General features: G+C 54.1%; 19 protein-coding genes. 12 read left to right on the top strand and 7 right to left on the bottom strand.

Annotation, left to right across the window (positions count from 1 at the left end; translation table 11 throughout):
- Positions 1–55 precede the first annotated feature (55 nt).
- Positions 56–772 carry a tellurite resistance TerB family protein gene (locus Pla22_RS08350; protein WP_146514207.1) on the top strand — a complete coding sequence of 239 codons (717 nt, stop codon included), beginning with the start codon at positions 56–58 and terminating at the stop codon, positions 770–772.
- A gap of 70 nt (positions 773–842) precedes the next feature.
- On the opposite strand, the gene Pla22_RS08345 is transcribed toward Pla22_RS08350, so the two are convergent.
- The gene (locus tag Pla22_RS08345) at positions 843–1,898 is read right to left on the bottom strand and encodes a transaldolase family protein (protein WP_146514206.1); all 1,056 of its coding nucleotides are present in this window, start codon (positions 1,896–1,898) and stop codon (positions 843–845) included.
- A gap of 182 nt (positions 1,899–2,080) precedes the next feature.
- On the opposite strand from Pla22_RS08345, the gene Pla22_RS08340 reads away from it, so the two are divergent.
- From Pla22_RS08340 to Pla22_RS08310, 7 genes are all read left to right on the top strand, one after another.
- Positions 2,081–2,275, top strand: coding sequence for a hypothetical protein (locus tag Pla22_RS08340; protein WP_146514205.1), 195 nt, complete (start codon positions 2,081–2,083; stop codon positions 2,273–2,275).
- 193 nt (positions 2,276–2,468) lie between these two features.
- The gene (locus Pla22_RS08335) at positions 2,469–2,924 is read left to right on the top strand and encodes a TadE family protein (protein WP_146514204.1); all 456 of its coding nucleotides are present in this window, start codon (positions 2,469–2,471) and stop codon (positions 2,922–2,924) included.
- Between the two features lie 47 nt (positions 2,925–2,971).
- Complete coding sequence (locus tag Pla22_RS08330) at positions 2,972–3,466, top strand: TadE/TadG family type IV pilus assembly protein (protein ID WP_146514203.1); 495 nt, start codon at positions 2,972–2,974, stop codon at positions 3,464–3,466.
- Between the two features lie 8 nt (positions 3,467–3,474).
- Positions 3,475–4,758, top strand: coding sequence for a vWA domain-containing protein (locus Pla22_RS08325; RefSeq protein WP_146514202.1), 1,284 nt, complete (start codon positions 3,475–3,477; stop codon positions 4,756–4,758).
- A 51-nt stretch (positions 4,759–4,809) separates the two neighbouring features.
- Entirely contained in the window at positions 4,810–5,271 is a 462-nt protein-coding gene (locus tag Pla22_RS08320; RefSeq protein ID WP_146514201.1) for a hypothetical protein, read from the top strand.
- A gap of 65 nt (positions 5,272–5,336) precedes the next feature.
- Positions 5,337–7,343, top strand: coding sequence for a response regulator (locus tag Pla22_RS08315; protein WP_146514200.1), 2,007 nt, complete (start codon positions 5,337–5,339; stop codon positions 7,341–7,343).
- Positions 7,344–7,561: 218 nt separating this feature from the next.
- Positions 7,562–8,548 carry a sigma-54 interaction domain-containing protein gene (locus tag Pla22_RS08310; protein WP_242632030.1) on the top strand — a complete coding sequence of 329 codons (987 nt, stop codon included), beginning with the start codon at positions 7,562–7,564 and terminating at the stop codon, positions 8,546–8,548.
- A gap of 64 nt (positions 8,549–8,612) precedes the next feature.
- On the opposite strand, the gene Pla22_RS08305 is transcribed toward Pla22_RS08310, so the two are convergent.
- The 4 genes from Pla22_RS08305 to Pla22_RS08290 form a co-directional block, all read right to left on the bottom strand.
- A complete protein-coding gene (locus tag Pla22_RS08305) occupies positions 8,613–10,067 on the bottom strand; it encodes an O-antigen ligase family protein (RefSeq protein ID WP_146514198.1) in 1,455 nt (484 codons plus the stop codon).
- Between the two features lie 9 nt (positions 10,068–10,076).
- Positions 10,077–11,642, bottom strand: coding sequence for a GumC family protein (locus Pla22_RS08300; protein ID WP_146514197.1), 1,566 nt, complete (start codon positions 11,640–11,642; stop codon positions 10,077–10,079).
- 192 nt (positions 11,643–11,834) lie between these two features.
- Positions 11,835–12,800 carry a hypothetical protein gene (locus Pla22_RS08295; RefSeq protein WP_146514196.1) on the bottom strand — a complete coding sequence of 322 codons (966 nt, stop codon included), beginning with the start codon at positions 12,798–12,800 and terminating at the stop codon, positions 11,835–11,837.
- A 146-nt stretch (positions 12,801–12,946) separates the two neighbouring features.
- Positions 12,947–14,347: a tetratricopeptide repeat protein gene (locus Pla22_RS08290; protein ID WP_242631879.1), complete on the bottom strand. Its 1,401-nt coding sequence runs from the start codon at positions 14,345–14,347 to the stop codon at positions 12,947–12,949.
- A 352-nt stretch (positions 14,348–14,699) separates the two neighbouring features.
- Between Pla22_RS08290 and Pla22_RS08285 the strand changes: the two genes are divergently transcribed.
- Positions 14,700–16,484 carry a ferredoxin gene (locus tag Pla22_RS08285; RefSeq protein ID WP_242631878.1) on the top strand — a complete coding sequence of 595 codons (1,785 nt, stop codon included), beginning with the start codon at positions 14,700–14,702 and terminating at the stop codon, positions 16,482–16,484.
- Between the two features lie 180 nt (positions 16,485–16,664).
- On the opposite strand, the gene Pla22_RS08280 is transcribed toward Pla22_RS08285, so the two are convergent.
- A complete protein-coding gene (locus Pla22_RS08280; RefSeq protein WP_146514195.1) occupies positions 16,665–17,225 on the bottom strand; it encodes an adenine phosphoribosyltransferase in 561 nt (186 codons plus the stop codon).
- Between the two features lie 149 nt (positions 17,226–17,374).
- On the opposite strand from Pla22_RS08280, the gene dapF reads away from it, so the two are divergent.
- Both dapF and xseA read left to right on the top strand, forming a co-directional pair.
- The gene (dapF, locus tag Pla22_RS08275; protein WP_146514194.1) at positions 17,375–18,217 is read left to right on the top strand and encodes a diaminopimelate epimerase; all 843 of its coding nucleotides are present in this window, start codon (positions 17,375–17,377) and stop codon (positions 18,215–18,217) included.
- A gap of 3 nt (positions 18,218–18,220) precedes the next feature.
- Positions 18,221–19,456, top strand: coding sequence for an exodeoxyribonuclease VII large subunit (gene xseA / locus Pla22_RS08270; RefSeq protein ID WP_146514193.1), 1,236 nt, complete (start codon positions 18,221–18,223; stop codon positions 19,454–19,456).
- A 10-nt stretch (positions 19,457–19,466) separates the two neighbouring features.
- On the opposite strand, the gene Pla22_RS08265 is transcribed toward xseA, so the two are convergent.
- Positions 19,467–21,374: a DNA gyrase/topoisomerase IV subunit B gene (locus Pla22_RS08265; protein ID WP_146514192.1), complete on the bottom strand. Its 1,908-nt coding sequence runs from the start codon at positions 21,372–21,374 to the stop codon at positions 19,467–19,469.
- Between the two features lie 257 nt (positions 21,375–21,631).
- On the opposite strand from Pla22_RS08265, the gene dprA reads away from it, so the two are divergent.
- A complete protein-coding gene (dprA, locus tag Pla22_RS08260; protein WP_146514191.1) occupies positions 21,632–22,963 on the top strand; it encodes a DNA-processing protein DprA in 1,332 nt (443 codons plus the stop codon).
- The last annotated feature ends 7 nt before the right edge of the window (positions 22,964–22,970 follow it).

Below are 22,970 nucleotides of genomic sequence, written 5' to 3'. Positions count from 1 at the left end.
CCCGGCTTTTTTTGTACTCACTTCTTACGATGTACTCATTTGAAAAGGCTTCGCTATGGATGCTATGGATATTCTAGGCGCGTTACTGGGCAAAAAATCAGGCTCGGGCGGTCTAGGTGGCAAGATCCTCAAGGACATGATGGCAGGCGGTCGATCGACCCAACAGAACCAACCTCAATCGCGAGGCACATCGAAGCAAAGCCCAACTCGCGGCCATTCGCCTCAAGCTCAGCGTCCACGCACAATTGGCGATGCAGCCAAAGGACTCGAAGACTTGCTTGGCGTCAGTAACAACCATCACCAGGAGCGACGTCAAAACCAATCCTCCGCGACCGCACCGACCCGATCCGGCCCAACGCGATCCGCACCGGCTCAAACGATTCCGCAGCCCCGATGGACGCCGCCGGAAAAGGAAGCGATGGACGAACAAGCCAAGGTCCTCATTCGTGCGATGATCTGCGCCGCGAAGTCAGACGGGCAGATAACCCAAGAAGAACAAGACGCGATTGTCAAACAACTCGATCACGTCAGCGAAGAAGAAATTTCGTTCCTGCGGTCGGAGTTTGCCAAACCTGTCGATGTTCGTGACTTAGCTTGGTCGATCCCTCAGGGCATGGAAGAACAGGCCTACCAAATCTCACTGATCGCGATTGATTTGGATGAACAGAAGGAAGCCGAGTACCTTGCCGATCTGGCGCATGGTTTACGGCTTTCACCGCAACGCTGTAACGAGATTCACCAACAACTCGGCGCTCCCGTGATTTTCCGGTAAGCGCCGACACGTTAGTGGTTTTGTCAAACGACACCGAGCCTTTCGTTACCAGACGAAAGGCCGTTGGTGATTAGGTAGCAGACAACTCTTTACGTTTCGCGGCGATCAAATCCAGCAGCGCTCGCTGTGGCTTGACGAACTTGTCAACGCCTTCGGACATTAGCGTGCTATGCATGTCCTGAATATCCAAAGCCGCGTCAATCTCGTCTTGAACTGCCTTCGATGGCATTTGATCGACGGTGCGTGAGAACTCGATCCCGCTTTCCACGACCGCTTGGTTGGTTGCGGGTGGGTTGGTTTGGATATCGCTGCCCGCAAGTGCCGCAACGTACTTGGTCGGCGGGTCGTTCGGGTTCTTGGTGCCCGTGCTGGCAAAGATCAGTTCCTGGTCAAGTTTTGTACTTTTTCCCGACCAAAACTCCTGGTTCGCCTTCCAGATTCGTTTCGCGTTCAAGATCCCCACCGTCCCTTGCGCTTCATCGGACAAGCCAGGCAATTTTTCTTGCGTGTAGATATCGATGCGAGAGATGAAGATGCTGTAGACGCTCTTGAACGAGTCAAGTTTTCCGCAGCGTTGTGCTCCGCGCCAAATCGCATCGCGAGCACGCGTGTATTGGTCGTCGGTGAAAATCAGAGTCACGTTAAGCGTCACGCATGCGGCGGCAAGTTCTTCAAGCGCCGCCAATCCTGCTTCCGACGCCGGTACTTTGATCATCCGGTTGGTGTGGCCGGCGCTCCATTTCTTACCTAGCTCGATGTACTTGGCTGTTCGCTCTGAATCGGACATATCAAGCGTGGGATCCTCTAGCAGCGGATCCAATTCGAAGCTAACCCACCCAGCATTGCCTTCGGTTTCGCGATGAATGGAAGCAAACTTCTTTTGCGCATCAATCACCAATTCATCGGTTAGGGTCCACGCGATGGCTTCATTGTCGAGGCCTTCGCCGAGCAGCGCCTCGATCCGACTATCAAGGCCACCACCTTTAACGATATCGGAAATGATCGCCGGGTTGCTTGTTGCCCCAACGGCCCCCCAAGCAAGATTCTGATCAATCAGTGACGGCTCTACCGAATCGAGGTAAAGTTTTGTCCCGGTGGCGATCAGGGAAGCTATCGAATCGGACATTAAATTCTCCGCTAGAAATGTATTGAAGGACTGGCTCTGAAGTCTAGCAAATCGCGTTCCCGTGTTTTCGCATTGCGCTCGGTTGAGGACCTCGATTTGCGAAGTAGGTGACGCGTCGATGGTTTCACCCGTGGGCAAGATCCCAACTAGCGACCACAATCTATCTTTTCAGAGAGTAACAAATGAAACAACTAATTGGACTTTGGCGAGACACGTGGTGGCTTTGGGTCGGTTTTATCGCGGTCACGATCGGCTTCTCTTTCTTGGTGGGCAAATTCTTCTTGCTGCTTCTGCCATGCCTTCCGGTCCCCTACGTCTATTTCGCGATTAATCGTTATGACGACGACGGCAACGAAAAGGCTGACCTGGGCGCCTGAAACCCCAGAAGACCTGATTCGTGTTGAAAATGGAGCCACTTTTGAAGTGGTGGACCGCGATTTCCCAGGCGAACCGACCTTAGCGAGCGTTCTAAATGTGCAGATTTGAGAAAGTTTGCGCCTGCTGTCGATTTGTGACCTAGATTTGCTTTAGACCCCGGATTCCCCGGACGTGCTAAGCCAATCTAGAGCTATGAAACCATCTTACCCTCGACGCCCTTCGCAACGCCCAACCCTTTTTGGGAAGAAAAACCGGCGTGGCACCGCGACCGTTGAACTGGCAATCATCCTGCCCGTACTGCTAACGATGACGCTGGGAACGATTGATGTTTGCACCGCGATTTTCCTGCGCGAATCCGCCGTTTTGGCTGCCTACGAAGGGGCACGCCGAGGTGTAGGACGCGACCGAACCAATGCCCAAGTGGTTGCTCGCGTCGAAGAGTTCCTCAACCAACGCAACATTCAATACGGCGGAAACGTCGTCGAAATCAGCAATCCAGGATTCGACACCGCGGAAACGCTCGAGAACGTAACCGTGACCGTCAACATCCCTGTTGCCGGCAACACGTTGATTCCATCCGAAATTATCGGAGACCTAACCGTTTCCGCCGGCGTCACGATGGTGAAGGAATACAAGAACCTCAATTGAGACGATTCTTGCCCGTTCTCGCGAAGCCTTGCCACTTAAAGAACTCCATGAAATTCCCACGTTCACCTAACCGATCCGTTGCACGCCGTCGACCTTGCGGTCGCCGGCAACAACGCGCTGACGTGCACAGCGCAAGTCGCTTTAGAGCGGCATGTCGCACCGGAGCGGCAGCGGTGGAGTTTGCGATTGTCGCAAACGTCTTGTTCTTGCTCATTTTGACTTGCATTGAATTCGCTCGCATGAACATGGTTCGCAACCTTGCTCAAGACGCCGCCTATTACGGCGCACGTGCGGCGGTTGTGCCAGGTGCCACCTCCGCCGAGGCGGAAGCGGTAGCCGATGAAATCCTGGGCTCGATGCTCAGCAACGGATACACGATCGACGTTAGCGAGGTCGATTCAGAGTCCACGGAAATCTCTGTCACGGTAGGGGTTGAACTTCACCAAGTCGCGTTGTTCATACCATTTTTTCTTCCCGACACTACCATTGAAACTCAGGCCGTGATGCGGACTGAGCGTTACGAAGGCTTCTACCAACAATGAACGTCATCATGATATCACAACACGCTCAGAACACGTCTGTTCCAACTCTCGTTCGCCACCACATTCGATCACGACGCGGAAGCGTTCTCGGTTTGATGGCGATCCTACTTCCCGTGCTGGCCGTTCTCGCGGCCTTCTGCATTAACATCGCGCACATCCAAGTGACGCGAACAGAATTAATGGTGGCAACCGATGCCGCTGCACGAGCGGGCGGTCGAGCCTTCAGCGAAACACAAACAGTCGACGATGCTAAGAATGTTGCTGCGGCTACCGCCGCATTGAACTTGGTCGATGGCCAACCACTAATGCTTCGTACGAACGATTCCGCCAATGAACTTGAGTTCGGCCGCACGACACAACCAGGTGGTCTAGAAAGCCGCTACGTATTCGAAAAGATCCCAACATCCGTCGTTGCCAGCGGCCAAGAAGTGGCCAGTGCGTTCCGTGTGAACGGACGTCGCGACGGTTCATCGCTCTCGGGTCGCGTTCCGTTGGCAATTCCAGGCGTGCTTAACCGTAGTGACTTTGCAACCTTGCAAGACGCTGTCGCCATGCAGGTGGACCGTGACATTTCGCTGATCCTGGATCGCTCGGGCTCGATGGATGATGTGACCTTCGATTGGCCAAGCGGTAAGTCGCCCAACTATACGTCAACGAAAAACGCTGCCGTTAGCGCTGGCGTGATGTATCAAAGTTGGGGCAACTACTACTACTCGTCCGGTTATGACTCCATCAGTTACCAACAATGGGTTTGGGAAGATTACTACGAACTGGGCCCGGCCCCACGACCAGCCTGGCAAGACCTTGTTGATGCCGTTGACGCCTTCCTTGATGTTCTCGACGGAACTAGCCAAGAAGAACAGGTTTCCATCGCTAGCTATTCAAGCAGCGCCACTTTGGATTGCTGGTTAGAGAAAGACTTCGAGCTTGTTCGAAACACTGTTGACGGACTCAACACCGGTGGCAACACGGCAATCGGTAAGGGCATGCAAGAAGGTATCCTCGCGTTGCTGGATTCGGCAGCACGCCCCTACGCATCGAAAACGATGGTAGTGATGACCGATGGAATGCATAACTCAGGCGTCGATCCCGTTAGCGTCGCTGCAACCCTGGTTAGCTCGTACAACTTGACGATTCACACCGTGACGTTTGGTGACGGTGCCGATCAAAATCGGATGCGGAACGTTGCGACCATCGGTGGAGGAAAGCACTATCACGCCACCACTGGACCACAACTAGTCGCAATCTTCGAAGAGATTGCCAACAACTTGCCAACCATCATCACGGAATAGGACACGGCAGTTCCAACTGCGAACCGCCACTCCCCAATCAAAAACTTCATCATGCCTCAGAACATTGACTACCAACTAAACGCTCCCGTCCAGGCGAAGCCCAAACGGCGTACCGTCTCGATATTGATCGGTTTGTCGTTCTTGTTTACCGCCTGCATGCTGGCCTGGGCATTCTCAATTCCCTTCCGAGCATCTTCGGCAAACGTCAGTTCGGTTCACAGCAAAAATTCCGAGCGGGTTCTGATGACGCCGGAAGAGGTTGTGGGATATCAGGCTGAGGTCAAAGAACGACATCAAATGTTCTTGCAAGATTTGCGAAAGCGAACGAGCAAGGTTCAGCCACTTCCAGCGAAAAGCGAACCCGAGGTCGAAGCCCACTGGGAAACTCGCAGGAAGCACCTAGAAGCTGAAATATCAATCATTGATGAAGAGATTCGCAACCATGACTCTGACGACGGCTCGGTCCCATGGAAAGATCGGGAGTATTTGATGAAGGTCCTTGAGGACGCATGATCGCAGGCGGACTATGCTAGGGTTTTTCCCATTCCATCATCCGTGGCAATACCGAGCCTCCTTCGATGAAACGAGCTGCTGTCGTGCCTTGTCGTTTTTCTTTGCTTACCCTTGTGACCCTCGCAACGGCTTGCGGTGGCTTTAGCATCTTTGTTCCTGCGACACTGGTCGCTCAAGATGATCCGTTCGCCGAGGCCGGTGGCGCGGGCGACATCTTCGGAGGTGGCGATCTGGATTTCGGTGCTCCCACTGGTGGCGCCGATACTACGGATGCAATATCGGATCTGACGACCGAAGCTGAGCTATCACCTTTGGTCGCTCAACTGATCCAGCTTGCAACGAAGGGCCCGATAGATCGAGCCAAGGCGATCAATAGTCTCGCCAAGATTGGCCGCTGGAACGAAGTCAACCAAGCCTTGAATCAGCTCGACCTGGCAAAAACACCGGCGAGTGCGCAAGCGGAAATGGGCCGATTGATTGGGCCAAGCCAGTACATCCGAATCAACCAGGAAGCATCGGTTAGCGACGAAGCAAAAGCCAAACTGCAAGCACTCGCGAAAGCCGCCAATGAATACACCACGTCCGACAAACGCCTCGACGCGGCGATCTTAGACCTGAGCTCCACTTCGGAAACCAAACGCCTTGCGGCTGCGCGAACACTGTTCGAAGGTGGCAATGCCGCCATCCGGCAAATTACAAACCGAATCATCTCACTGGATCCAAATCAAGACACCTCGGAAACACGCAACAAGCTGCTTCGCGTGCTTCGTCGTTTTGATGGCCAAGCGATGGCCCCTTTGCAACGGCACGCTCTGTACGGCGAAAGACAACAAAGAGCCCGCGCTGCCGCTGCACTTGCGAGTATCGGTGACCGCAACTTCATCGCCGATTACGTTGCCGCTGCATTCGCTGCTGATTCTCTCGATTTTGAACGACAAGCGGGCATGCGGGCGATAACGCGATTGCACGGCAAGTCGATCTCAAACGGAGCGGCTATTCGATTCTTGATTGATGATTTGGCGGGCAAACGCCAAATGGCCCAAAGTGTTCCGCGCGGACAAGCCATCGAAACATGCTGGTCCTGCAGTTCGGTGGGATGCGAGGACCTTCAAATTATCGAAACGACTTCGTTCCTTTCGGCATATCGCGACGCCGTCGATGCTGCCGCTCGCCTCAAACGTGTGGCCAACCTTACACCTGAGCTCGCATCACTGGTACTCGCCACCGAAGTCGAATATCGAATCGCCGTCGATTCAGATTGGGGAATGGCGTCCGAGGTGGATCAGTTGGCTCAATCGCTTCCGTTCGAGTTCGACGATTCTTTGCTGGACCAAACGCTTTCTAGCGCCGTGCAAAATCAGAATGAAATCCTTTCTCTTGGAATGGTCCGGCTAATCGCAGAGATTCGAGCAACTAGCCCTTCCGTTACCGGTTACGCCGACCCGTTGCTTTTGACAGGAATGTCGAGTCCTTCAAGTCTTGTCCAATTGGCAACCTCGGCTCACCCTCGAGTGCGTTATGAGGCTGCCATTTTGGTTTCCAAGCTTGCGGGTTCGGAAGCCTACCCAGGAAGCAGCGAAGTTCGTCGAACACTTTCAGAAATGGTTGGCTTGCAAGACCGTCCGGCGGCAATCTTGGTCGAAACACGTCCTGACGTGATATTGCAAATGGAACAAATACTGACGGACCTTGGATACGACGTCACGGTCGTGCCTGACGTTAATCGGTTGCAACGTGCGATCAGGAAAGGCGGCGACCTGCGCCTGATTCTTAGCAAGATGCAGCTCTCGGACTTGCCTCCGGTTGAATTACTGGACATTGTCCGTCGCTCTCCGCGGGCAAGAAACGTGCCTGTTGTATTTTTTGGTGATCACGATCTTTCTCTTCAGACTTCCATTCGTGAAAACCGATGGGATGCGACTACGGTCCAGATGGCCACGCCTCGCACTGTGGCAGCGTTTGATCCCTTGAACGAATCTGTTGGCAGGCTCAGTCAGTTCGACTCGCTTTCGACCCTTGATCGTCGCATGCTACGGCAGCAAGCCATCGAGCAACTTGACCTCGATCGCTAGCTAAGCCCCAGGTTAGTATTTACGACATCGAAGTGCCCAAAACGCTTATCTAGGGCAAATTCGACGGCAGGTTGGCTACCAACAATGGCAATTTGTCGCTATCGTCGCTGCTGCGCATCCGGCTTATCTGATCAAACAGTTCTATGGCGATCCTCGGCATCAATTCAAGCGGCTCTGACAGGCCACCGATTCCCGGCATTATCGGCAGTTCGCCGGCGATGCAGGAGGTTTATCGTATCACCCGTCGCGTGGCAGCTAGCAACGCGTCCGTGTTGATCCTGGGCGAAACCGGCGTTGGTAAAGAATTAATCGCCAGTGCCGTGCACCGGTTGAGCCATCGCAGTGGTGGCCCCTTTGTTCGAGTCAATTGTGGTGCACTGAGTGAAAGCCTGCTCGAAAGCGAACTGTTTGGCCATGTTCGAGGGGCATTCACCGGCGCGGTAGCCAATCGCACAGGGCGATTTGAAGCGGCACACGGCGGAACCGTTTTTCTTGACGAGATCAACAGCACCTCTCTGACGCTGCAAGTCAAACTGCTGCGGGTGCTGCAAGAAAAGGAATTTGAACGAGTCGGCGATACGAGCACGCTTAGGACCGATGCACGGGTCATTGCGGCAAGCAACCGCGACCTGATGCAACAAGTCCGAGAAGAACGCTTTCGAGAAGACTTGTATTGGCGACTAAACGTGGTTCCTATCGAGATCCCACCGCTGCGACGCCGCCGCGAAGACATCCCGGCTCTCGTTTCATTCTTTCTTGATTACTACAATGAAGTGAATGACCGCTACGTGGTCCATATGGGCCCCGGAGTCATCGAAGCGATGCAAGCCTATCACTGGCCTGGCAATGTGCGCGAATTGCAAAACTACATCGAACGCGCGGTTGTTATGACCGAAACCGATGAGCTTACCGTCGATGTCTTGCCAGACTGTTTGACGGGTCGGCAACGACCGTCGGATGACGAGAACGAAGATCTCAGCACGTCTGACTTTGAAGCGCTTTCTAAATACGTTGTTCAAAAGGGCCTAGTCGAGTCAGGACCATCAGATGTCCACTCGCAAATCGTCGAACAGATCGAGAAGGAACTTATCACTCAAGTTCTCAACTCGTGCGGCGGCGTTCAAACTAAGGCTGCGACGCGGCTAGGTATTAATCGCAATACGCTGCACAAGAAAATGAAAGAGTTCGGACTTGATTCGGATTGAGTCGGCGAACATGTTCAAGAATCGCGAGTGATCAGGAACCTTAATGCACGGCCGATTACCGCCCTTATGCTGATAGCGAACCGCCAGCCATCACCTTTTCCGGTTCCCGACCTGGCCTGTTCAACTTTTTGCCCGGCATCGCCATCTGAGTTGACTGGCCCACGCCGACGCCAAGTAGCGCAAAGAAAACGAGTGATTCAGGTCGAATCGCCCCCATCACCGAAACCGCAAGCTGCGCCCAACCTAAGTACCAAATTGCCGCGACCGCAAGCATGACAAACAACCTTCGTTGAAAGTCATCCCCTTTACGCAACAACGTCATCGCGAGCGCCGGTTGGACAATTCCTAACAGGAAGATCAGCAGTCCGATCGCACCCGTCGTCGACAAGACCTGCAGTAGCAAATTGTGCGCGTCATGATTGTGCTTCTCGTTCCAGACAAGTATTTCACCTTTCTCGCTGGTGACAAAGTAACCATGACCAATCAACAATGCCTTTTGGTACTCCGACCAGATCGCTCCCCACATCTCGGCTCGTCCTGAGAATCCCATCAGCTCTCCGCCGGATTGCCCCCGCGCGACGTATTGAGCACTTGCTCCGGCCGTCTTTGAGATCACGGAAAAGCCGGGGTCCACAATGAGACTGGCCAAGCAGACCGCGCCGCCTAAACACAACGCTACCGCACGTTGTCGATTGGTGCTGTACCAGAACAGAACAAAGCCAATCGTAATCGCTGCCATACCGGTCGCTGTACGACTGTTTGACAGAATCACGATCGCACCTTGGATCAAGACACTAGGTATGAACAGATATTTGGCCCACGTGAAACGTCCAATCACGTGGCAAAGCACCGGCAGCAGCAACCCCAACGATGCCGTCGCGCCAGCGGCAGTGGGGTGAATTAGTGCTTCGCCGCCAGTATGAATCCTTACCCGGTCCATTCCCGATAGAGTTGGATCGATAACATACGCAATCAAAACGACAAGACTTGAGGCTAACAGCGCCAAGTTGACGTGCAGCAGAACCTTCGAAGCCTGCGTGCGACTGGTGCAAATGATCGCAATCGAAGTTGCGAAAATCAACAAAGCTGCCAAGCTTCCCGATTGAGCTAGCGACACTGACTTGAGCGGTGACCACGTGACCGAAAGCACCGTCCACGCGAAGTACAAGAACATCGGAATCAATGGATCGATGACCCGACGAAACTGAGGATGACCGACGTTGCGATAAAGCACGAAAGCACCGCCGAAGCAACCGAATGCCAAGATGACGAGTTTGACCGAGTCGAGCGTTTCCCACGACTTTCCGATCGAATCCGTTGGCGTCGTGAATGCCATGATCGGCAAGAGCCAGATACTCGCCATCACATACCGATGCAACGCGACTGCCCCCCTCGCCGATTCAACGTGCGTGGGTGCTGTCGTCCCCGGATCATCAGTCTTTGATGATGGTGAGACTGCGGTATGAGAAGTAACGGTGTTCATCACCACGGGCAACAATAAAACAGGCAAGCGAATCAATCAACAAAATTACGAAGTCGTTGGCAAAAGCGCTTCGTGGTCTTCCAACTCTGTTGAACTGACTTCGTGCAATGACTCGTTCACAGGAACGTACTCGTCGTAACTGCTTCGCTTGACCGCTGATACTTGCGATGCCGTGCGAGTGGTCTCGATCAGCATCGGCAAACTAAGCGCTAACGCCATTGCCGCGATGAAGCCCATCACAGCACAGACAGGCTTATTGGGCGAAACCGGACGCATTTGAAGCGTAGCTGGCTGCACCACGTTAACGCTCGTGATCTGCTTCTTCGCCAACACATCGTGCATTCGAGCCTGTTCCATTTTGATCGCGTGGTCAGAGTATCGGCCCTGCAAAATCGCAACCTCGCTTTCGAGCATCTCAACTTCGCGTTCAACACCGTTCAAGTGCCCTATTTCGTTGAGGACCTCGTCGCGTTGTTCCAGCAATTTTTGTCGTTTTTGCTCGAGCCCCACAAGCGCGGCTTTGTCAACTAATTTGCGAGCGACAAGCTGTTGGTAAGAGGGGTTGGCCGCCTGAGTGATTTCTTCGCGTGATTCATCCTGGGTATCAACGATGTTGCGTGCATCTTGAAGTTGGTTACGAATGGAAACCAGCTTAGGGTGATCTTTTTGGAACTTGCTTTCCAAGTCCTTTTCGAGCACTTCCAAATCGAACAACCGGTTCCTCATCAGATCTCGGCCTTCATTCATTTTCCCCGTCACGGCCGACGTGATCATGGATTCGCTTTCTGACAAGATCCTGTCATAGGCACCCAAACGAGATTGCACCGATGACATCTCGGTTTCGGTGTCCAGAAGACCGTCACGTACTTTGGCAAGCTGAGCTTCAAGTAGTTTTTGTTGACCTGCGACCGTAACGAGATTCGACTTGCTTTTAATAGACTCGAGGTCATGGCGAGCCTTTTCGAGACGTTCTCTAAGCAGATCACCTTGATCGGAAAAGAACTGAAAACTGCCTTCGGTATAGTTCGCCTTTGCATGTTGGGTGATGAAGTTATCCACCCAGCTTGCGACAATCTGCTGTGCCACCTCGGGCGATTTGGTGGTGTAGGCAATTGTTACGACACTCGATTCGCTTGTCGATTCAATGTAGACGCCTTCACTTAGCGCCTTCGTTGCTCGTTCGTGATCCGGCACGGGATCAAGACTTGCAATCACGCCAGAAACGATGCCACGCATTCCGCCAAATAGTGAACCGATACTTGAACCGCCACCGTCCTCTTCCATCGGTCGGCCGCTAAGCACAACGTCAGCGCCAACTTCATCAACGACACGATCAACGATCTCGCGACTTTGCATAACGCCGACAGCCGTTTGAATCTCATTCGCTCGAGTGTTCTGCAGGCTCAATTGATCGCCGACGGTGCTGGCGGTTGGATCCACCGAAACACTTTCGCGACCTATCCGCAACATCACACGAGCCTCGGAGGTGTACTCACGTGGCGCAAAAACAATGACCAGCACCGCAAGTGCCATCACCGAGCAGAACACTAGTACCGCAAGCCGGCGATGACGCAGGATTGCTACGAACCATTGTTGGAAAGAAATTTGCATAAGACTCTAGTGCGGAAATTCGGGGAATCATCTCGAGCTGTGCGAGGCCATCGGCAACGCCGCAAACCAACTAGGAAACCACTCCACTCTAACAACCGTGCATCAAAGTTAAAGCGTTTGGAGTCGCAAAACCTATAAGGATTTGCCTATCTTTCGCCGTAAAAACGGCTTATTCACGGCACTTACGAGTGTTCAGAGCGGGACCGAATATTCGCCGTCCAAAATGTCCGACTCGTCAGAATCGGGCTCTGCTAGGCCAGCACCCTCTGAAACGGTGTCGTCCTGAACCGGATCAAGCGGCACCGGAACGGGCTCGGGAAGACTTTCAACTGCTTCGCCTTCCATCTCTTCGCCCACTCGGCGACTCACCCAGGCGGACAATCCTTGATGGGTTTCTCGGAAGCCAGGCACGATCCAAATGCTCGATAAGGTTGCATTCCCCGATAGGCCCTCGTAGTTTCGCAACAGCTCCTTCATCACCGAAACCGCTTGATCATTCTCTGCATTCTCAATGACTAAGTCAGGGTTAAGGTAGCCAAGCCACACGTCCGCATCATCAGCTCGCGCCGCCAAGCCTTGCTTGAGCATCTCAGCATCCCTCGCCAAACGTTCATCAGACCACGCGAAGTGCAATTGATCAGTGTCCAAAGAACGACGAAGCCGGGTTTCACCGAACGTCTGTTCTCCCAAGTCACTCACAATCGCATTGTCCGTCAAGTCAGGAGATTGCCACGACTGACCAAACGAATCATCCTGAGGATAAACATAGCTTGGCCCCGAATAACGACCGCGATCTAAATCGTAGTCGCGATCACGATACGCATACGGTGCTAGATAGAGGTCACGATCGTACCGCCCATAATCGCGGTAGTCATAGTCCGGATAGTCATAGCGTTGCAGCGGTACACCTAACGCAAATCCACGATTCGAATACTGAGGATACGAGTATCGAGGATAAACAGGGATACCGTAGTGCGGACCGTATGGGTCGACGTAAGCGCCATACCGATCGTAGCCAACATGAGGCGGATGATAGTAGCCGCGCGGAACGTTCCCGATCGAAAACCCACCGATGCTTAAACTAAACTGAGCAAACGCTGGCGAGGGGGCGTAATGGAATGCCACGAACATGAACGCGATCAAACAGTACTTTTTCATAACAGCACGATTTCAAGCAAAGGGCGTGGACTAGGCAGGCTTGCATCTTGATCCGATGGTGGCGATGCCGAACACCTATAGATCACTCATTCTACTATCAACGACAAGCCAAATTCGTTTGAATCACAATCCCTTACCACGTCCTTTTAATTTGATGCGTCCGAATCTTCAGCGGCGGCATCCGACTTCTCAGCGGCCTTTTTCAGTTTCTCGGCGGCCACCGCAGCGGCATCGTCTTCAGCGTTTGCCTTGTCCGGGTCAGACGCGAAAACTCGATCGTTTTGATAACGAATGAGTGTCTTTTTCGCGAACTCTTTGTACGGATCGGCTACCAATTCGACGACCTTTTCTTGCCATCCAATTGCTTCTTTGAAGTCACCGTTGGCCGCCAACGCTGCCGCCAGTGCGGATAGGTCTCCGGCAACGGTGTAGTTGGATAGCTCGCAAGCCGCTTTGGCCGACTTGATAGCTAGCTCAGGATTTCGAACATCGTCGTCCTCCGAAATTGCCAGCAACCAAGCTTGGTTCTGCAAAGCCAAGGCGTACTTCGGAGCCAACTTGATGGCCTTTTCGTAGTCAGGCAGCGCCTCTCGATCTCGTCCCACCTGCACGAGGTTGTAACCGCGATTGTTAAAGGCGATGGGATCTTGGTTGTTCAGTTCGATCGCCTTTGAAAAATCCTTGATGGCCGCTTCGTGATCAGCCTGTTGAAAACGAATGTAGCCGCGTCCCATGACAGCGGATCGGTCATCGGGGTTGGCGTCCAAAATGGCATCGAAGTCTTTCACCGCGTTCTCGTAATCGCCGCTTGCCTTGTAGGCGATTGCGCGTTGATGCAGAATCGACGACGAGTTTTCTTTCATCGCAAGCACAAGCGAATAATCTTCAATCGCTTTTTGGTACTCGCGCTGGCTCATACGGACAGCAGCTCGATTGATGATTGGCGCTATCGAATCCGGTTCGATCTCCAACGCTCGGTTGTAGTCTTCGATAGCTTTGTCAAACTCACCCATCTCTGCGTGAAAGAGCCCACGACTGGTGTAGGCATGAGCCTCTTTGTATCCAAGTTCGATCGCTTTATCGAAATCGTTCAGCGCTTTTTCGGCTTCGCCCAACGTCCACCAAGCGGAAGCACGAAGTGTGTAGTACCTTCCTTCTTCAGGGTGAGCTTCAATCAGTTCGGTATAGATTTGCCCCGATTCCGCAATCTTAGCGACGGTGTCTTTGTCGACGGCTCCAGTGGAACCATCGTGGGTAAGAATGACGTAGTCGTCCTCACGTTCTTCAACGACGGTTAGCAGGTCACCTTTCTCGATGACATCCACGACTTTGTCGTCGATCGCCAGTTTCATCTCGATGCGAGCTACCACAGGCTGTCCCGCGCCGGCCTGCGGTTGACCGGCAGCCTGCGATTGACCGGCAGCCTGCGAATGACCGGCGGGCTTCTGCGCCGCGGCAAAGGCCGTTGGGACAATGCAATAAAACATCGCGGCGAGAACGAAGCAGCGAGCCGCGCAACGTTGGTCGAAGTCAATATTTCGAATCACGATCAGATATCCAGACTGCCTAAGCGGTTTATCAGTGAAAATCGCCATCTTTTTTTGGCGTTCATCGAAACTAGTCGCCCTTACCGGCAACGGATAACTCGGCCCCCGAAAACGCCCTCTAAACGGAGTTTGGCCGTCCTTTCGTAGTGATCGTGAGGATCGTGACCGTGATGGCGATCCTGAGCCGGATAGCTGGCGTGCGGATTTTACGAAAAAACGGGACCTGAACGGTTGTAAGTCAGTTCAACGCATCTACTCTTATTCACTACTGCTCGGGGGAGTTGGTAGTGGGTCGTTTGCGCCTGCGCCCAAATTTTGAATTTTTTCGCCCCCTTCTTAGAGGAAGACAGCAGTGAAGTGGATTGCAAGTTTGGTAAGTATGTCGGCCGCTGTGCTGGCATCAGCCGGCATTAGCCAAGCCGGCGATTGTGTACCCTGTGGTGGTTGCAGTGACCCATGTGCAAGCGCGGCCGTAACGGTTGCAGCAGGTTGTGGTTGCGGCAGTGAATCGTTGGAATCAGGCATTGTGGCCGATACCGGAACGATCATCTCATCAAGTTCAGACGCAAGCGGAGCCTCGATGGGCTCGGCAACGATGGACGGCACCGTTATCAGCGGTGGCGAGTCCTTTTGTGAGCCTATCACGACCTACAAGGTAGTGATGGAATCGAAGTACGTAACCGAATCGCGTTCGGTATGCGTTCAGAAGACCCGCACCGAAACTCGTTATCGCACCAAGACGGTTTACAACACCGTTCCTGTGACCGAAACGAAGTATCGCAGCAAGGTCGTTAACGTTCCGAAGACCGAAACCAAGACCATCAACTACTCGGTATTGGTTCCTCAGAAGGGCGAAAAGACCGTTGAAGTTCAAGAATCGGTTCCTGTTTGGACTGAAGTTCCTGAAGAGTACACCGTTCGCGTGCCTCAACTGGTTGATGTTCCTGAAACCTACACCGTTAAGGTCGCTAGCCTTCAAGACGAAACCTTCACTTACTCAGTGAACGTTCCTTATCCTGTTACGACCCAAAAGACTCGCACCGTTGTGAACGCGGTTCCTGTTACCAAGCAACGCACGATCCAAGTCTGCGAACCTAAGACCACCATGCAAACGGTGACAAAGGACTACGGACACTGGGAAGAGCAAGTTGTTGAAGTCGCTGCATCGCCTAGCTACAGCTACGCTCCAGCAACCTACAGCAACGTGAGCTACGGCTCGGGTAGCTGCGGCAGCTCGCGCGGTGGCATCGTTCGTCGCCTGCTTGGTTGCGGTGGCGGATGTGGCGGCGGTTGCTCGGCATGTCGTTCGTCTTGCCAATCGTCATGCGGTAGCTGCGGTTCATCGTCATGTGGCGGCGGATGCGGCGCTTCGGCTGGTGGTTGCGGCTCGGCCGATGGCTGTGGCAGCGGTGCTTCGGCCGATGGCTGTGGTGCTGGTACCACGACCATGACCAAGAAGGTTTGGGTTCCTAATGTTGTTACCGAAACGGTTCCAGTCACGACCAGCAGCTCACGCAGCGAAGTGGTCAACTACACCGTTTACGAACAACAAACTGAGGAAATTCCTTACGAATGCACCACGCTTGCTTACCGTAGCGAAACTCGCACCGGAACTAAGCAAGTCGTTGTTTACACCGACGAAGAACGCACCCGCACTCGCAAAGTTGTTCAATACAACGACGAAAAGCGAACTCGCATGCGTCGTCAACTCAGCTACACGACCGTTACTAAGACTGAAACCGTTCCTTTCGTGACTTACACCACCGAGCAACGAACGAAGGAAGTTTCTTACACGTACAACGTGCCTGAGTACTCGGTAGAGCCTTACGAAACCACTCGTTACGACCGCGTTGCGGAAGAGCAAGTGGAAGAGTACACCGTGACGGTTCCTTACACCGACACCGAAGAGCGTCAAGTTCAAGTTTGCAAGATGGTTCCTCGCTTGGTCGAAGAAACCATCAACCCTTGCTGCGATGGCGCTTCGTCCGCTAGCGGCAACGGTGGCAGCTCGATGGACGCCGGCGTCATCATCGACGGTGGTTCAGGATGCGGATGCGGTGCTGCCGCTGCTCCTGTAGCAACCGGTTGTGGATGCTCGGCTCCAGCACCAGCACCAGCAAGCCCTTGTGGTTGCTAGTCGCTTGGTGAAAGCAAATTAGACTCGCGTGCAATTCGCTTCACGAGTAGCGAGACCGTTGTCATTCCTTTGCGGATGGCAACGGTTTTTTCGTTAGATGGCTTCGCTGGTTTTCGTGATTTCACTCAAAGTAAACGGAGCGAAAATCCAGTGCAAATGCAGCGCTAATCGTGACCGTGCTTAGACACGTCCCGAGGGGCTTAGCTCTGATTCCAAATCGTCTTGATCGTACGTCAGCACGCTGTGACACTTGTAAGGGCTCAAGCGTTCCTGGCCACCCAACTTTGCCAAGTGGATCAAGAAAGAACACCCCACAATCTCGGCGTCACATTTCTCCAGCAAGCGACAACATGCTTCGACGGTGCCTCCGGTCGCCAACAAATCGTCGATGATCAACACCCGCTGGCCAGCCTTGACTCCGTCCACATGAACTTGCAATTCGTCGGAGCCATACTCCAACTCGTACGCGAACGAATGGAGGTCGAAGGGAAGCTTGCCAGGTTTACGAATCGGCACAAAGCCAGCACCGAGTTGAATCGCAACCGGAGCCGCAAAAATAAAACCGCGAGCCTCCGCAGCGGCAACCACGTCTATCTTCATGTCCACAAAGGGCGCTGCCATGGCCTCGGCGGCGGCTTTTAGCGCAGCCGGATCAGCGAGCATCGGCGTGATGTCACGGAACAAAATCCCCGGCTTGGGATAATCAGGAATGTCACGAACAAACTTGGCAAGATCGACCATCGAGTGGCACCGTGATAATAGTGAACAGTAAATGAAAACGCGTGTAGGACACAATCAGAAGCCTACAACCGACGTCGTAGCGTAAATCAGCCAGCAGCGTCACGAAACCCGACTTCGCGACCCGACTTCATCCCGCTAAGATCAACTCTATGAAATTCACCAAAATGCACGGTGCGGGCAACGATTACATTTACATCGATTGCTTTGCGAACCCCGTCCCCAACGATATCCCCCAACTTGCTCAAAAAATGTCCCATCGCCATTTTGGCGTGGGTGGCGATGGGCTCGTCCTGATTCGTCCCAGCGAGAGGGCTGACGCGTGGATGCAGATGTTCAACGCCGATGGCAGCGAAAGCGAAATGTGCGGCAACGCCATCCGCTGTGTCGCCAAATTGGTCTACCAACGAGGCATCGCCCGCAAGGAGCGAATGACGATCCAAACCGGTGCCGGAGACCTTACGCTCGATCTTGAAGTTTCCGACGATTCGATCGTTGAACGAGTCACCGTTGACATGGGCGAACCAATCCTTGAAGCCAGTGAAGTACCGACGACAATCGTTCCGTCCAGGCAAGTGGTCGACCACGAAGTGACGTTTGACGGACGGACCTTCAGAGTTACCTGTGTTTCGATGGGAAATCCACACTGTGTGATTTTCGTCGACGAGGCTACCGATGATTTGGTATTGGGACTCGGACCCAAAATCGAAAACGATCCACGATTTCCTCGCCGTACTAATGTCGAATTCGTCGAAGTCATTGACCGCACCCATTTGCGACAACGAACGTGGGAACGCGGATCGGGCGAAACCTGGGCCTGCGGCACAGGCGCTTCGGCGGTTTGTGTCGCTGGCGTACTGACGGGTCGCACCGAACGTGCGGTTGAGATTCAACTACTCGGTGGCCTATTGAAATTGCGATGGGATGACAACACCAACCATGTCTTCAAAACGGGCGGCGCGACGGAAGTCTTCAGCGGCGTTTGGGAACAATAGCCGATGATGCATCCTGGCTACGACAATCCTGAAACCGAGTCACCGCATTCCGTATCCGTCAGCGAGTTGACCGGTCACATTAAGGCAATTCTCGAGGGAACGTTTCCCTCGGTTTGGATCGCTGGTGAAATTTCGGATCTTGTGAAAGCTCGCAGCGGGCATCTGTATTTCACGCTCAAGGATAATGATGCCCAGATTCGCGGCATCATTTGGCGCAGCACGGCAATGCGACTACGGGACGAAATCAAAGAAGGGCAAGCGGTACTTTGCCTTGGTGATGTAGAGGTTTATGCGGCGCGCGGTTCGTATCAATTAGTGGTGCGGCAAGTCCAACAACAAGGCCTGGGACCACTTCAGCAGAAGTTCGAGAAATTGCGAGCTGCCCTGCATGCCGAAGGCTTGTTTTCGGCTGAGCTCAAGAAACCGCTGCCCGCCTTCCCCAAGCGAATCGGTGTAATCACTAGCCCGTCGAGCGCGGCGGTGCGAGATTTCCTGAAAGCTTCCCAGGGTCGTTTCCGCGGCACCGAGATCATTGTTATCCCCGCGTTGGTCCAGGGCGTCGGTAGCGTGCCTTCGATTACCCAAGCCATCAAAGCCGCGCACGCGAACTCGCTTGGCCTCGATGTGATCGTGCTCACCCGAGGCGGCGGCTCACTCGAAGATCTATGGAGCTTTAACGAAGAAGCGGTGGTACGCGCGGTTGCGAAGTCAAAGCTCCCCATCGTCTCGGCGATCGGTCACGAAATCGACATCACGCTCTGCGACCTTGCGGCCGATGTGCGTGCACTGACGCCCACCGATGCGGCATCGCAAGTGCTTCCCGATGCCGAACGCCTCACGCAGACCGTTTTGGAACTCGAACTAAGACTCCGGCGGATCAGTCAGTTTATGATCACCACGCGTCGGGAAGAACTGAAACGACTTGAGTCGTCAACGGTGCTGCGAAAACCGTTTGAGATCATCCAGCTACGATCGCGATTGCTGGATGAATGGGACCAACGGGCACGTCGGGCGATGGAGTCAAAGCTAAAGTTAGCTCAAGCCAGACTGGTCACCGCCGCAGCGTCGCTATCGGCACTGTCACCACTGGATGTGCTAACCCGCGGCTACAGCGTCACGCTGGATTCTGAGGGTAACGCGATCAAGGAGGCAACGAAATTGAAGCCGGGTGATGCCATTCAAACACGCTTGCATCAAGGTCGAGTGGAATCCACCGTCGTGAAGGTTTCCCAGTCTTAGCGTGATGACGTCAAACGTCGATTGCTTCTGCGTCTTCGGCTCGCTCCATGATAAATCGGAAACGCGCGGACGCATCCCGTCCCATCAGGTCGCTGATAACACGATCCGTTTCAAGCTGGTCGTCGATTTCCACTTTCATCAACCGACGCGTTTTGGGGTTAAGCGTTGTGTCCCACAAAACCTTTGGCATCATCTCGCCAAGGCCTTTGAAGCGAGTGATCTCAGGATTCGCGCGACCCTTGTGTTTGGCCAAGATTTGCTCGCGAGCGGGTTCATCGGCGGCCCAATAGGTTTCTTTTCCAATGTCAATTCGGTAAAGAGGCGGGTCAGCGATATAGAGGCGTCCGGCCGCGATCAACGCTGGCATATGTCGGTAGAAAAAAGTTAGCAATAACGTGGTGATGTGGTGACCGTCACTATCAGCATCGGCAAGTAGGATAACGCGATCATATCGCAAGTTGGCCAAGTCTATGCTGGGACCGATACCGCACCCCAGCGCCGCCACCATGTCTTGAATTTCTTTGTTCTCAAGCACCTTTTTCAGCGTAGCGCTTTCTGTGTTGAGCACCTTTCCTCGAAGCGGCAGAATCGCTTGAGTGTTGCGGTCTCGTCCCTGTTTGGCTGAACCACCCGCAGAATCACCTTCGACGATGAAGATTTCAGAGTTCCCCTTGCCACTGGCGATGCAATCCGAAAGCTTGCCTGGCAACATCGTGCGTTTGCCGCTGCCTTTTCGGGAAACGGCGTCCGAAGCGGCTCGTGAGGCAGCGCGAGCGCGTGCAGCAGCGATGATCCGCGCGATGATTGAATCGGCAACGCTTCGGTTGTCGTTCATCCATTGTTCCATCGCCGGTCGAATCGTGTTCTCGACCGCAGGTGTCACTTCGGGATTGTTGAGCCGGTCTTTGGTTTGACCTTGGAATTGGGGTTCGGATATGAAGATTGAGACAATTCCCACGAGCCCCTCGCGGATATCCTCGGCGCTGATTTTCACGCCGCGCGGGGTAAGGCTGTGTGTGTCGATGTAATTTCGGACGGCTTTGGTTAGTCCGCTGCGAAAACCGTTCTCGTGAGTACCGCCGCTGCCGGTGGGAATGCCGTTGACGTACGATCGAACATGCTCGTCCGTTGACTCGGTCCACTGCATGGTCATTTCCATGCGAGGATCATCCTGCTTGCGGATCGTAAACGGAGCCTCGTGAATCGGACGTGCTTTGCGTTCCTTAAGCACCTTGCCCAAGTAATCAACGATCCCCTGTTCGTGCAGAAACGTTTCTTTTGTTTTCGCCGTATCGTCGATGTACGTGACCTTCACGCCTCGATGAAGAAAGCTGGCTGTTTCGAGCCTAGTTCGAATGGTTGCCGAATCGAAATCGGTCTTCGGAAAGATTGTTGGGTCGGGGGTGAACGTGATCGTCGTGCCTGAACCGCGGACAGCTCCCTTCAGCTTTTGCAAAGCACTGGTTGGCTGACCTTTGGCAAACGCCATGCGATACTGGGCGCCATCGCGACGAACCACCGCCACGAGCTCTTTGGAAAGTGCGTTGACCACGGACGCGCCAACACCGTGCAAACCACCGGCCGTCTTGTAGTTGCCTTCGTCAAATTTGCCACCGGCGTGCAACACCGTCAGCACAGTTTCCAGGGCACTCTTCTTCGTTTTGGTATTGCGATCAACCGGGATACCGCGGCCGTTGTCTGACACCGTGACGGTCCGACCGTCACCGTGCAGCGTGACGGTGATTTCGGTGGCGTGACCGTTCATCGCCTCGTCCACGCTGTTGTCGACGACCTCCCAAATTAGGTGGTGCAGGCCCTGCATTCCGACGCCACCGATATACATGCCAGGGCGTTTCCGGACCGGTTCGAGTCCTTCGAGAACGGTAATATCATCAGCGGAGTAGGTGCTCTTGGCCATGCAGGAGGTAATCAGGTTGTTCGTTGGAAGTAGGGTCGCTTATGGTCTGCACTGAATACCCGCTGGGCCGTATCGAATCAAGGGACGCCTGACCAGACTCTCGGCCTTGCCCTAACGCAGCGAAGCACCCTTGTGCGGTTTCCATGCGTTATCATGGCGTTCCACCGTTTAGCCAGCGACTGATTTTTCCCGTGAAAACCGGTTTGCAATAGGGGCTAACGAACCGAATGGGCACGCGATCGGGGGATCTCACGCAGATGGACGAGTTTTTGCCAGGATTGGACGCCAACAAACCCGCCAGCGATCCGGACTTCAACGAGGCGGCGCTGGAAGCAGCGAACGCGGAATTAGCCAACCAGGGCCGAGGCGGAGTTTCCGCGAAGGTTGCTCGTTCTGGGCCGCCCCGAAACCGATCCCAAAGAGACAGCAAGGGTTGGCTTAAAGATATCGACGAGCCGGTACCTAGCGGCATAGCCAGCCAAACCCTCGCTCCCGCGGTTCTTGACCAATTACGACTGTCGTCGATTCCTGGTGTCGGACCGCGGACCATGGCTCAACTGCTCGAACACTTCGGTAGTGCCAAGGAAGTCTTTGCCGCGACACCCGACGCCATCATGGCTGTCCCCGGAATCGGCCCGAAGCTGTACAACCAAATCAAACTCGAAAGTCGCCACTATGACCTAGACGCCATCGTGCATTGGTGCCTTCACCACGACACCGAAATCTTGGTGCGGGGACGAAGCCCCTACCCGGCGATGCTGGAAGACCTAGAAGACGCGCCTCCGATTTTGTTTTGTCGAGGCGAACTGCAACCCGCCGACGAATTGGCGGTCGCAATTGTAGGAACGCGTCACGCAACCACCTACGGACTGCAACAAGCCGAGCGAATGGCATACGCACTTGCCCGCGCGGGCGTGACAGTAGTCAGTGGGTTAGCTCGCGGAGTCGATGCGGCGGCGCATGAAGGTGCGCTCAATGGCGGCGGACGAACAATCGCGGTGCTTGGTGGAGGACTCGCTCAAATGTACCCGGCTGAACATGAAGGACTCGCCAAAGCGATCGCTGCGGACGGTGCCGTTATTAGCGAGCATCCGCCCATGACAAAGACAAAGTCCGGACTCTTCCCGCAGCGGAATCGTATTGTCGCTGGCTTATCGTTAGCGACGTTAGTCATTGAAGCGCCCGATCGCAGCGGTTCCCTCATCACCGCTCGGCTAGCACAAGAAAATCATCGAGACGTCATGGCGTTACCCGGACCGGTGACCTCGCGAGCCTCCCGTGGCTGCAACCAACTGATTCGCGACGGTGCTATTCTGGTACAGAACATAGACGACGTTTTGGAACAACTCGGGCCGTTGAGGCAACCACTCACGTCACCCGAAGGCGGCGAGGTTCGTAACATCACCGAATTGCAACTCAATGAAGTTGAACGGCAAGTTCTTGAGGCGATCGGTGACACCGCCACGCCTATTGATGACGTCATCGTCAAATCCGAGATGCCCGCTCACCGGGTCATCGCGATCATTAGCGTCCTAGAAATACGGCGACTCGTGCAACGGCAATCCGGCCAAAACGTTTCGCGTATTTAGGACGCCC

Source organism: Rubripirellula amarantea (genome assembly GCF_007859865.1).
GTDB classification, from domain to species: Bacteria; Planctomycetota; Planctomycetia; order Pirellulales; family Pirellulaceae; genus Rubripirellula; species Rubripirellula amarantea.
This window is presented reverse-complemented; position numbering and strand designations above follow the sequence as displayed.